14 protein-coding genes are annotated in these 12,289 nt (G+C 39.6%); 9 read left to right on the plus strand and 5 right to left on the minus strand.

Annotated elements, in window-relative coordinates:
- Positions 1-132 precede the first annotated feature (132 nt).
- On the minus strand, positions 133-393 hold the full coding sequence (locus tag JSQ81_RS04975) for a metal-sensitive transcriptional regulator (RefSeq protein WP_212606616.1): 261 nt from the start codon (positions 391-393) through the stop codon (positions 133-135).
- A gap of 223 nt (positions 394-616) precedes the next feature.
- Here JSQ81_RS04975 and JSQ81_RS04980 point away from each other — a divergent pair, with 223 nt between their 5' ends.
- Both JSQ81_RS04980 and JSQ81_RS04985 read left to right on the plus strand, forming a co-directional pair.
- Positions 617-1,123 (plus strand): DUF2243 domain-containing protein, encoded by a 507-nt coding sequence (locus tag JSQ81_RS04980; protein ID WP_212606617.1) that lies wholly within the window; start codon positions 617-619, stop codon positions 1,121-1,123.
- Entirely contained in the window at positions 1,116-1,913 is a 798-nt protein-coding gene (locus JSQ81_RS04985; RefSeq protein WP_212606618.1) for a cytochrome c oxidase assembly protein, read from the plus strand. The genes JSQ81_RS04980 and JSQ81_RS04985 overlap by 8 nt, the downstream gene beginning before the upstream one ends.
- A gap of 98 nt (positions 1,914-2,011) precedes the next feature.
- Here the strand turns inward: JSQ81_RS04985 and JSQ81_RS04990 are convergent, their stop codons facing one another.
- Both JSQ81_RS04990 and JSQ81_RS04995 read right to left on the minus strand, forming a co-directional pair.
- Positions 2,012-2,446 (minus strand): YugN family protein, encoded by a 435-nt coding sequence (locus JSQ81_RS04990; RefSeq protein ID WP_212606619.1) that lies wholly within the window; start codon positions 2,444-2,446, stop codon positions 2,012-2,014.
- A gap of 116 nt (positions 2,447-2,562) precedes the next feature.
- Complete coding sequence (locus JSQ81_RS04995) at positions 2,563-2,958, minus strand: UPF0158 family protein (protein ID WP_212606620.1); 396 nt, start codon at positions 2,956-2,958, stop codon at positions 2,563-2,565.
- A 142-nt stretch (positions 2,959-3,100) separates the two neighbouring features.
- Here JSQ81_RS04995 and JSQ81_RS05000 point away from each other — a divergent pair, with 142 nt between their 5' ends.
- The 4 genes from JSQ81_RS05000 (at position 3,101) to JSQ81_RS05015 (ending at position 6,171) form a co-directional block, all read left to right on the plus strand.
- A complete protein-coding gene (locus JSQ81_RS05000) occupies positions 3,101-3,682 on the plus strand; it encodes a protein-L-isoaspartate(D-aspartate) O-methyltransferase (protein ID WP_212606621.1) in 582 nt (193 codons plus the stop codon).
- Between the two features lie 164 nt (positions 3,683-3,846).
- Complete coding sequence (locus JSQ81_RS05005; RefSeq protein ID WP_212606622.1) at positions 3,847-5,385, plus strand: AbgT family transporter; 1,539 nt, start codon at positions 3,847-3,849, stop codon at positions 5,383-5,385.
- Positions 5,386-5,401: 16 nt separating this feature from the next.
- Positions 5,402-5,827 carry an OsmC family protein gene (locus JSQ81_RS05010; protein ID WP_212606623.1) on the plus strand — a complete coding sequence of 142 codons (426 nt, stop codon included), beginning with the start codon at positions 5,402-5,404 and terminating at the stop codon, positions 5,825-5,827.
- A 149-nt stretch (positions 5,828-5,976) separates the two neighbouring features.
- Positions 5,977-6,171, plus strand: coding sequence for a small, acid-soluble spore protein tlp (locus tag JSQ81_RS05015; RefSeq protein WP_212606624.1), 195 nt, complete (start codon positions 5,977-5,979; stop codon positions 6,169-6,171).
- A 115-nt stretch (positions 6,172-6,286) separates the two neighbouring features.
- On the opposite strand, the gene JSQ81_RS05020 is transcribed toward JSQ81_RS05015, so the two are convergent.
- Both JSQ81_RS05020 and JSQ81_RS05025 read right to left on the minus strand, forming a co-directional pair.
- Entirely contained in the window at positions 6,287-7,042 is a 756-nt protein-coding gene (locus JSQ81_RS05020; RefSeq protein WP_212606625.1) for a SurA N-terminal domain-containing protein, read from the minus strand.
- Between the two features lie 195 nt (positions 7,043-7,237).
- The gene (locus JSQ81_RS05025) at positions 7,238-8,251 is read right to left on the minus strand and encodes an acyltransferase family protein (RefSeq protein WP_212607552.1); all 1,014 of its coding nucleotides are present in this window, start codon (positions 8,249-8,251) and stop codon (positions 7,238-7,240) included.
- A gap of 519 nt (positions 8,252-8,770) precedes the next feature.
- Here JSQ81_RS05025 and JSQ81_RS05030 point away from each other — a divergent pair.
- The 3 genes from JSQ81_RS05030 (at position 8,771) to JSQ81_RS05040 (ending at position 12,071) form a co-directional block, all read left to right on the plus strand.
- Positions 8,771-10,081: an alkaline phosphatase gene (locus JSQ81_RS05030; protein WP_212606626.1), complete on the plus strand. Its 1,311-nt coding sequence runs from the start codon at positions 8,771-8,773 to the stop codon at positions 10,079-10,081.
- A 208-nt stretch (positions 10,082-10,289) separates the two neighbouring features.
- Positions 10,290-10,994: a YqjF family protein gene (locus tag JSQ81_RS05035; protein WP_212606627.1), complete on the plus strand. Its 705-nt coding sequence runs from the start codon at positions 10,290-10,292 to the stop codon at positions 10,992-10,994.
- Between the two features lie 300 nt (positions 10,995-11,294).
- Entirely contained in the window at positions 11,295-12,071 is a 777-nt protein-coding gene (locus tag JSQ81_RS05040) for a metal-dependent hydrolase (RefSeq protein ID WP_212606628.1), read from the plus strand.
- Positions 12,072-12,289 lie beyond the last annotated feature (218 nt).

Here is a 12,289-nt window from a genome sequence, read left to right on the forward strand (position 1 = left end):
GTTGTCCTCCTTTATTAATTACCCGTGGGGGTATATTTTAAAGTGAAATAATCCGTACCCGCAGGGGTATACACTATATTAAAAAGAAGCGTTCGTCAACCCCCGGCTTCCGAGTTTTGATGAACATTATCTTTATCTGCTTTTTGTAAGTAGTTCAACCGCTTCTTTGACAAGGTTATCGGTGTCTTCACCTTTTTCAACACTTTCCCGAACGCATTGTTCAAGATTGGTACTTACAATAACCCCCATTGTCCGGTCAATTGCGGTACGCGCGGCTGATAATTGTGTGACGACATCTCGACAGTCTTTTCCTTGTTCAATCATTCCAAGTACACCTTTAATCTGTCCTTCAATCCTTTTCAACCGATTGATAACATTTTTATCGTATTCCATCTTCTAACCTCCGTTCTCTTGATTCTTGTCCCAAATATGTTAATCCAAATGGGCAATGAACAATCGTGTTATTTAACTTTCTAAACCTATAATATACCCCTCTAGGTATATAGTCAAGTTGAAAGTTTGACTTCTGTCGATCTACCACAATTCCCTGTTTACCTTCCGCCCCTTGCGGCAATACTTTTGAAAGCACTGTCTTCTATAGTCGGAGGTAAGGAATATGAAGGTCATACAAATCAAGCAAGCAGATTCGACGAACAAAGTAAAGTTTGCACGCCGTAATCTTTGGTCTGGCATCTTATTCGGATTGGGTTTTGTCGCTTTTCTTGACGAAACGCTTTTCCACCAATTGCTCCATTGGCATAAGTTTTACGATAAATCGACTGTCGCGGTTGGGCTTGTTTCCGATGGGCTATTTCACGCATTTAGCTGGTTTGCGACCGTCGGCGGACTCTACCTAGTTGCCGATTTGCGCCGGCGCAATGCACTATGGCATAAAATGTGGTGGGGAGGAAAATTGCTTGGCGGCGGGGTTTTCCAATTATATGATGGAACAATCCAGCACAAAGTCATGCAAATCCATCAAATCCGATACAATGTGAATATTTTACCGTATGACTTAGTCTGGAATATTTCAGCAGCCATCATGATTTTGGCGGGCATCGGATTAATCATGAAAGCCAAACGCGATCAACGTGAAGGAAAAGGAGCATTTTCCCATGCATGATACTTTGGACAACCACTTTTTTTTTACCGATATATTTTTCGGCATTCCAGCACTTCTTGCGATTGGACTTTATATCGGGGCTGTTTTGGTAACAAACCGACAAAAGCGTCTACGTAAATGGCCGTGGCTGCGCACGATTTTCTTTGTTGCAGGTGTATTGCTTGCAGCTTCCGCATTGGTTGGCGCACTCTCACGTCAATCCCATGCTGATTTTACAGCTCACATGGTAGGTCACTTACTTTTAGGCATGCTCGCCCCGCTTCTCATTGCGCTTGCTGCCCCCATGACATTACTATTGCGAACACTTAATGTTAATTTTGCTAGAAAACTTAGCCGGCTATTGAAAAGCCACCCCATCCGTTTCTTTAGCCACCCAATCGTCGCTTCAATCTTGAACATTGGCGGGTTATGGCTTCTTTATACGACCGATTTATATTCAGTCATGCATACGAACCTATTGCTCCATATCGTCGTGCACATTCATGTTTTCGCCGCCGGTTATTTATTCACAATCTCATTGCTTTATATAGATCCTGTTTTTCATCGTTTAAGTTATCAGTACAGAACTATCGTCTTTATCCTAGCCCTTGCAGGTCATGGCATCCTGTCAAAATTCATCTATGCGTATCCACCGGAAGGCGTTCCGATAGAACAGGCAAGGATTGGCGCGATGCTGATGTATTATGGCGGCGATGCGGTTGATTTGTTGTTGATTTTCATCCTATTTAGGCACTGGTATCAATCTGTTCGCCCGAGCAGGGATATGGTTGTAAATATAGAAGGAATTTAACGATAACAACAATTCATAAAAAAACAATCAGCCATTCTCACATAAGGCTGATTGTTTTTGATTCAAATGTCATTTGTTTTCTGAAGGATTTGCGCGAGTTAACTGGATTTCAGGTGCCGATTTTCATACAAGCAATCCAAGAGTTTCTGAACAGCAACTTCACCAGCGTGGATCCATCTGTTTTTATCAATGATTTTCCCGTCGGTATCAAGCGGTTGTTGGAATTGACTAAACCCGGTTGCATCTAATAATGAACTATCATCACTATCCAGACCTACATTTACAACATGCTTGATAACGAATGATGTGCCGAATTCAATTGAAGCGTCATATTCATCAAGTACCCCATCTGTTACGAAAAAAGGAATCCGGATATAAATTGTTTCTCCCCCTTCTCGGCATAAAATATGATCGAAAAATCCTTTATCATAATCCCAATTTCCGCCTACATGATAACCCAAATCTCGAATACAATCGCTGACAACTCCAAAAGTTGCCCTTTTCCCTTCAAGTTCTGTTTGCAATTTCAACATATTTTTCACTCCTTCCCTTGAAGCATTCACTAAAGAGCGGGAAGAAATACTATTAAAAAAGGAAAAGAAGTCGACTTATGTTGTCGACTTCTCTTCTATCCCTATTCATTGTTTCATCATATTTGGACTTCTTTCAACCATTCCAGCATCCTGTTTTTTGCATAATCATTTTCAAATTCGTACCATTTATCTCCTATTCCCTGCTCACCTAATTTATCCTTAAATGAACGAAAGGGTTTTCTTCTATTCAATACGTCCATGAGTTGAACGGTTACAGTAGAATCTTGCATTTCAGCAAATTTGACCATTAAATCATAAGCTTCATCCGTTGTAATCTGTGGAATCCTAACTAAAAACTGAACAGCTTCATCATCATCCCAATCGATTTCCGACATCCCGGTTTTCGACTCCGGAGCATCTAAACGAATTTCTTTTGTTTTCGTGTCTAGAACATAGGATAATTCATAATCAGACTCCAAAAAAACCACAACGAGTTCATCAATAAGTTCCATCATACTCACCTTCTTCATTTAATAGTATAGCCCTTAATCCGCAAAAACAATGTCATGTACATGCACTAATAATATTATTGTTTACACATTCTCATTAACGGAAATGATTCAACTATACCCATAATACAAAGGAGCCTAGACAATGACAAATCAAAACCTGGAAATCATCTCTTTTTTTGAAAAATTGGATCGTGGCTTTTACATGGATACACACAAAGAATTCGCACACTTGGATGAAGCGATTCCAATCGGGCATGAACAAACCATTTCGCAACCTTCCCTCGTGCTCGAAATGACATTGGCACTTAATTTACAACCAGAATCAAAAGTGTTGGAGATTGGAACAGGTTCAGGCTTTCAAACCGTTCTGCTAGCCGCCTTTTCGAACTCCGTATATACAATTGAACGAATTGAGGCGTTGCACGAACGAGCTAAAGAAAGATTAAAAGATGCAGGTTTTGCGAATATCCACTTTAAGCTGGACGATGGCAGTACGGGTTGGGAAGAACATGCTCCTTATGACCGCATTATGGTGACAGCCGCCGCTGCCGAATTGCCACGCGAACTTGTGGAGCAACTAGCCATCGGCGGGAAAATGATAATCCCAGTTGGAACACCCTTTCTACAAGAACTCCTGCTGATTGAAAAAGATGAAGACGGTAAGACTCAATCTGAAGTATTGAATGAAGTTAGGTTTGTTCCTTTGAAAGGCAAATATGAATAGGTACCTGTGCATGGTGCAATTATGACAATTCACGGGATTGGATAAACAATCATTTAGATATTCACAAAGCGCTATATAGTCGGTTCCTTGTTTTATTTTATGTAATTGTAGTGAATTAACTGAAAAGTGCCTTGCACAGGTACCTTTGCGGGAGGAGGGATATTGTGAACCGGTTGAAAAAAACTAAATCGATTCGATTGTTGAATTTTATTGAGGAAAAAGGTAATAAGTTGCCAGACCCGGTTACGATTTTCATCATTTTTACGTTGCTTGTTATTGGCATATCTCATGTGCTTTACATATTGGGGATTGGTGTCAGCTTTGAGGGTGTGAACAATGAATCAGGGCAAATTGAGACACTGACTGTAAAGTCGGTTAGTTTGCTTGTTCCTGAGGGTATTGCTTATATGTTTTCGAATGTTGTGAAAAACTTTACTTCCTTTGTGGCGCTAGGTCCGGTTCTTGTTGCGATGCTGGGAGTCGGTGTTGCTGAAAAAAGTGGCTATATTAGTGCGTTAATGACGAATACTGTTACGAAGGCACCCAAGAAGTTCGTTACGCCTATTGTTGTTCTTATGGGGGTCTTGTCCAATGTCGCTGCTTCGGTTGGATATGTTGTGCTTGTTCCGCTTGGCGCTATCATCTTTTTGGGATTTAAGCGGCACCCGCTAGCTGGTTTGTCAGCTGCGTTTGCTGGTGTGGCGGGTGGATATTCCGCTAATCTATTCTTAGGGACGAATGATCCATTGTTAAGTGGGATTACGACAGAAGCCGCTCATATTTTAGATGCTGGATACATTGTGAATCCGACTGATAACTGGTTTTTCATGTTTGTTTCGACTTTCTTAATCGTCATTATCGGAACACTCGTAACGGACAAACTAATTGAACCGAAGTTGGGGAAATATATTCCCGATCAAGCGATTGAACATCAAAATGTAGTATCCAGTGTAGAGAAAAAAGGGCTCTTATGGGCAAATATTTCAATCCTCGTCACAATCATTGCGATCGCTCTACTCGTTCTTCCTGAAAACGGCGTATTACGAGGTGAAGGTGGTAGCCTTATTCAATCGCCATTTATGAGCAGTATAATTTTCATGATGATGCTCATCTTTCTAATACCGGGTGTCGTGTATGGATTTGTTACGAAAACAATAAAGAACGATAAAGATATCGCACGTTTAATGGCATCTTCGTTGGAGACGATGTCCGGGTTCATTGTTTTAATTTTCTTTGCAGCACAGTTTGTAGCACTCTTTAATTACACAAATTTAGGCACAATTATTGCTGTCAAAGGCGCGGACTTTTTACAGTCGATTCATTTGGAAGGTGCCCCTTTACTCGTAGCATTGATTTTCATCACCACGATCATTAACTTATTCATCGCCGCGGATTCCGCAAAATGGGCGATTATGGCCCCCGTATTTGTTCCCATGTTCATGCAAATGGGGATCGCGCCAGAAGTTACACAGGTCGCTTACCGGGTTGGTGATTCTTCAACAAATATCATTTCTCCTTTGATGCCGTTCTTTCCATTAGTTGTCGCTTTTGCACAGCGTTACGGGAAGGAGAACGGCGTAGGGACAGTCATATCGCTTATGCTGCCCTATTCAATTATCATATTGATCAGCTGGACAATCTTTTTTGTTATATGGTATGTACTCGGGATTCCGGTTGGTCCGGGAACAAATTTGAACTACTAAGAAAGGGTTGATTGACATGAAAGTAATTACAACATGGACAGGCGGACGTGCTTTTACCGCTGTTGGAGATTCAGGTTATGATATTAATATGGATGCGACAGAAGCCTATGGCGGTTTAGGAAAAGGAGCAACCCCTACCGAAATGCTCCTCGGTGCCTTGGCGGGATGTATCGGGATTGATGTTACGATGATTTTGAGACCTCACTTGGAAAAAATAACAAAAATCGAAATTATAACGGATGGAACTCGAAAAGAAGAACCGCCTAAAGGTTTTACAGCTATGGAAGTAACTTTTGTGATTGACGGAGACATCGACAATAAGAAAGTTTGGCGGGCGATTCGGTTAGGGAAAGATAAGTATTGTTCGGTATCGGATTCATTAAAGGCGGATGTTAGTTTTAATTTGATATTGAACGGGGAGGAATCTCCTGAGTTGGTTTAAGTAAACATCATTATCCTAACAAATAAGTATGCTACAAATACTTTCAAATGTGCGTTTCAAACAGAAGTTAATAAATCAACAAAAATATTTATCATCATTTCGGGAACACTATCTCCTGAAGCTTTTTAATAAAAGAGGAGGTAGGAAAAATGGCTAGAAACAACCCAAGACCAAATGACCCGGCCGATTATGAAGAAAGAGTGAGGAAGACTATAGGCAATATGGAAGCAGCCGAAGAGGCAATGAAGTTCGCTGAAGGAAAAGAACTTCAATCGATTAAGGAAAAAAACGCAAGACGTGAAGAAAGCATTACTGGCACGAACAATGAAATAAACAAATCATAAATTAATTGACTGAAAAAAGCTTGCTACAGCTAATTCGCTGTGGCAAGCTTTTTTTCGTTCATTCATGATAAGAAGTATACAGTTAATCTATAGTAATGGAGGTTACTAATTAAATTTAAATTTTCAACTCAATTTTAGCATCTGCCTTTAATTCCTCAACATGTGCAGCAAGTTGTTTTTGTTGTTGTTCTTGTTCAATCATTTCTTTGATTTCATCGCTAACTTCTTCAAGCGGTGGAAGTTCTTGACCGCTATCCTTGCTTTGAGCTGCGGCTTGATCATAGTACTCTTTAATTTCTTTATCTGTCACTTTTTCCGCTGGAGCCACTTTATCTTGGTACTTTTCAAAAATTATAGATTCAGCAATTTGTTCTTTTATCGTTTTTACATCTACATTTTGACTTTTGAGTGCTTCTTTCATTGTCTTCTCATCGCCAAATTGCTCAACAAATGCTGAATACTCTTCATCTATCTCAGATTCAGACGCATTAATTTTCGCTTCTTTTGCTTTTTGAAGGATTAACGTCTGGTTCACAACCGTATCAAGTGCTTGCATTTTTACTTGTTTCGCCGATTCTTTACTTGATGGGTCTTGGCCCATTTGTTGCATTTGACCTTGAAGTGATCCCACTGCAGCATTATATTGCTCGCCTTTAAGTTCTTCATCATTTACAACTGCCACGACCTTGTCCTTCTCCACTTGCTGTTCGGCTAACTTCGCTTGCATTTCTTCTGCAGATTCCGTCTCTGCCTGGGCAGCTTCTTCAGGCTTTTCATTTTTCGCCGCTTTGTCATCATCACCGCAAGCAGCTAAACTTAATGCAAGTGCACCCGTTATAAATGGAAGTAAAATTCTTCTTTTAAATTTCATGTTGTAAACCCCTTTCAAATCTGGCGCTCTTTATTCCATGAGCGTAAATTGCATCTTAACCGACATTCCCCGCGAATAAAACCCTAAACCCTCGAAGACATCATATTGTTATCTGTTTGTCATGTAACAACTTTTTCGTTTCCCATTTTAATGCGCTTCTAATGGAATATGGTAACAGAATGATGACAGAGATTGTCACGTTCTGTGATCTAATCTATCTGCTGTTCTTTCAAATACATTTTTTATTATCGTAATCCTGCCCTCGATAAATGGTTGCCAAATACCTTGCACCGGTTTAGTCGATAACAGAAGAACAATTACCGCAGATAAAAGTGCGATCCCAAGTAAATCGAAAAAAGTATTTACTTGAAAAACATCGCCCTTTCTGAAGAGTTGTATTAAAAATCCATGTAACAAATAGACATATAACGTCCTTGTCCCAAAGTGCGTTAACCTGTTATGCGCTTTTGGAATCCACGCCAGAATACTTATTGCCATGATTGCTGATGTGATGTAAACAAGTAAACGAGCAAGTCCGCCGAACGCTGGCATATCAAGTTCGCCATAAGATTTCGATGCCAATAACCATCCTGAATTAAAGTCAGGCGCAAAATAAATTGCCACTCCAACAACAGCTAACACTACTAATGAAGCAATCTTTACACTTTTACGTTTCAGCCACATGACCTGGCCTTCCGTCACCCAATAACCAAGTAAGAAAAACGGAAAAAAGACGAACGTCCGCGACAAACTAAATGCGTGACCGATTTCCCCAAAATAACCAACAATGATTCCTATTAAAACCGCAAGTGACACACTGAAAAATGCGGGTATTTTTTTAAATACAGATAGCAAGATATGCCAACTAAATAAACTAAATAAAAACCAAAGCGACCACTGCGGGTAAAATACCCCGGCCTGCCAACCATTTTTTCCGATGTAGTAATAAAAAATCGTGTATAGAAGTTGGAAAATCAAGTATGGCACCAATAGTTTCTTAGCCAAATTTACGATGTACGACATGCTTCCCGAACCTTTTGCAAAAAATCCTGCTAGAAAAATAAATGCCGGCATATGGAAAGTATAAATCCACATATATAATGTAGTGATTCCACTTGATCCGTCAATGAATGGTTGGATCATATGACCGAATACGACTAAAAATATTAATACTAATTTTGCATTATCAAAAAATGCGTTCCTCTCCAACATCCTCATCCTCTATCTATATACTGACATACATGCAACTTACCCGTTTTCAAGCACCATGAAAACCATTTTCAGCCGATTTAATAGAGATGTAATGACTGTAAACTAATCGATAATTTGTAGTAAGTTTGTAACCTAAGGAATTTCGAAGTCAAAAAAAGATTAAAAAGAAAAAAAGAAAATCCCTTCACCACTAAACTTAACGTGTTTAATCATTCAATTCAGTAATCCGTAATACACAGGTTTCGAGGTACCCTTTTGAGGTACCTGTGCAAGGTGCAATTATGACAATTCACGACTTTGGATAAATAATCATGGGGGGCATCGGCAACGTGTTATATAGCCGGTATCCCCATTTTGTTTTATGCAATTGTAGTGAATTTACTGAATAGTGTCTTGCACAGGTACCTAGGTGAGGGTTTCTCACACTTTCCAAAATTTACAAAACCCATACACTATATTAATACTAGGTTAACAATCACCAGATAGAATTGAATTGTACGATACTTTGAAGGAGGAATGGAATTGAAAAAAACGTTGCAGAAAAAGAGTTTGATCTTTGCAATTGCTGGGAGTTTGATTGTAGGAAGTTTTGCGGGAAATGCGTCACTACAAACCGCTGGAGCAGAAAATCCTCAATCAAATGAAAAAGTAGAAAATGTTATTTTTATGATTCCGGACGGATATTCAAGTGCATATGCGACAAATTATCGATTGTATAAAGGCGAAGAATCAATCATGGATCCACATTTAGTTGGCATGCACAGGACGTATTCCGCAAATTCGGAAGTGACGGATTCTGCCGCGGCTGGAACAGCGATGGCTACCGGAACCAAAACGAACAATGGTGTTATTAGCATGGATCCAGATGGCAATAAACTCGAAACGATTTTACAAACTGCTGAAAAAAGCGGGAAATCTTCAGGATTAGTTGCTACTTCAACGATTACTCATGCTACGCCTGCGGTTTTCGCTTCACATGTTGAATCTCGCGCAAATGAAGATGATATTGCACCTCAGCTCCTTCAAAATGATGTTGACGTCATCCTGGGTGGCGGTAAAAAGTATTTTAGTGATGATTTATTAAATGAAGCAAAACAAGATGGTTATGAAATTGTGTCCGATGCACAATCGTTAAACAATATAGACAAAACAAACAAATTGATTGGCCTTTTCGCTGAGGATAGTTTATCACCCGAATTGGATCGTGAGACGACCGATGAGCCAAGCTTAAAGGAAATGACATCAGCTGCCATCGATGTTTTAAGTAACGATAAAGATGGATTCTTTTTAATGGTTGAAGGAAGTCAAATCGATTGGGCTGGACATGCAAATGATGCGGCATGGGTGATGAAAGACGCTGAAGCGTTTGAAGAAGCAGTTGAGGCCGCACTGGATTTTGCGAAGAAAGATAAGAAAACGTTAGTCGTCATCGCAGGTGATCATGACACCGGTGGAATGTCTGTCGGCGGTTACGATGGCTTTGGTGCCAATTTAGAAATCCTTAAATATGTAACAGCTACAGGTGATTTCATGGCATCTCAAATAAATGAAGAACAAAGTAATATTCAAGAAGTCATATTCCACTACACGGGAATTTCATTAACAGAAGCTAAGATTAATCGAATCAAACAAGCAAATGAGCCAGCATTCGAGATTAACTCAATCATCTCGGAGCAAGCACTTGTCGGTTGGACACATACAGGTCATACGGGCACAGACGTCCCTGTCTACGCTTACGGTCCACAAGCTCATAAATTTGCGGGTCTTATCGAAAATACAGATTTCCCGCAATTGATGGCCGAAGCAATGAAAATACCATTTAAATAAACCTGTAGCACATATTGAAAAAAAAGTAGTGCAATCCAAATACATTGGTCTGCACTACTTTTTTTGTATGTTTACACAAAAACATACGTTCCCCCCCTTTTGCGGAATTGTTTATTTCTTAGATTTTTAGGTAATAACTTTAACAGTTTCATCATCAGCGAGGCGCGTCTTATTAGAGATTTTAATTCAAAATGAAAGGGTGAATAATTTGCTTGGGAAACCGTGGATAGCGACACAAAAATGGCATCATATTTTATTTTTACACTGGCCTGTTCCTGCAAACATCCTACATAAGCATATACCTCCAGAACTAGATTTAGATTTATTCGATGGGCATGCTTGGATCGGATTTGTCTTTTTTAAAGCAAAAGGAACGCGTCCCCGATTTATGGTACCAATACCAGGCCTCCATTCTTATCTAGAACTTAATGTCAGAACTTACGTAACCTTTAATGGTAAATCAGGTGTTTACTTTTTCAATTTGGATACAGACAGTAATTTGGCTGTATATCTCAACAAAATTAGTAAATTCCTTCCTTATCGCTGTGCGAGCATGTCATTTTCAAAATCTAGTGGAAAGTATATGCCAAAGAGTATTAAAAAACATAGGGGTAAACAGCCGGAAATACTTGATTTATCTTACAAGGTAGTTCAAGAATCAATTCCGCGAAACATGCTTGAATATTGGCTAACAGAACGCTATTGTTTGTGGACAAAACACAAAGAGAAGCTTATACGTGTGGATATCGAGCATTCATCTTGGAGGCTGCATACTGTACGGTGTGAAATTCGTCGTAACTCAATGGCGCATTTTTTAAAAGGACACCTCCAACACACGGAACCACTCGCTCATTATTCCCCAATGAAAAAAGTTCGTTTCTTTCCTCCCATATCGGAATACATTTCCAGCTAAGCGAATGAACCGAACCCGTTTTTAGGTACCCTTTTCGAGGTACCTGTGCGTGGTTGAATTATGACAATTCACAACCGTGGATAAATAATCAAGGGGATATCGACAAAGTGTTATATAGTCGGTATCCCCTTTTTACTTTATGCAATTGTAGTGAATTAACTGAGTAGTGTCTTGCACAGGTACCTAAAAATTTGTTTCTATTTCTTAACCTAAACTTAACCTTCATCTCATACACTTGGTCATGTAATCGAATCACAACAAGTTTTGCCATGTAGGCTAATTTTAAGGAGGGTATTTATATTGAAGATTTCACGTTTAGGCCACGCTATGTTTCTATTAGAAAGTAACGGTGGTAGCAGGTATCTGATTGACCCATTTTTCGACATGAACCCAGGATTTCCAAAGTCATTAGACAACGATGAATTTTATAACTCGATTGATGCTGTTTTTCTTACACATGGACATTTTGACCATACAAGTGGTCTAGACAAATTAGTAGCAATCAACTCCAAGCTCCTCATTGTCGCGCAATATGAGCTGGCATTTATTTTAATGCAAAAAGGCATGGAAAATGTTTATCCGATCAATCTTGGGGGTTCCATTAATTTAGCCGATGTCAGCGCTACAATGGTGCCCGCGAAGCATAGTTCCTCTTATGGTGAAACGGAAGGACCTCCTATGTATGCCGGAGAAGCAGCGGGTTTTGTTTTTGACTTTCACAATTCCCTTACGTTATACCATTCCGGCGATACTGCTGTCACGTCTGATATTAAACTCATTCAAGAAATATATAATCCGACCGTCGCTATTTTGTCCTCATCTGGCCATTTCACAATGGGCCCAAAAGAGGCTGCCTACACCGTTAAAAATCTATTGGACGTGGAATATGTTATTCCAAGTCATACTTTTCCTACAAAGGAAACTGCCGCTTCCAAGGAAAACTATGATCTCCTACTAGCAGGGTTTCCTATCGTTGCTGAAATGATAGATAAAGACCAAGAATTGGCTGAGCTACTAGAAGACTATGAAAAAACAGAAGTCATCGTTTTAGGTTTCGGAGAGGAACATGAATTTTGAGGTGCAATTTTGAGGTACCTGTGCGTGGTTGAATTATGACAATTCATCACTTTGAATAATTAGTCAAAGGGATATCGACAAAGCGTTAAATAGTCGGTATCCCTTTTTTACTTTATGCAATTGTAGTGAATTTACTGAGTAGTGTCTTGCACAGGTACCTAAATTATTCATTCCCATTTAGTCCAGTGTTGCATATACTAACTCTGTAATAAGAGGAG

Origin of the sequence: Sporosarcina sp. Marseille-Q4063, assembly GCF_018309085.1 — a bacterium.
Lineage (GTDB): Bacteria > Bacillota > Bacilli > Bacillales_A > Planococcaceae > Sporosarcina.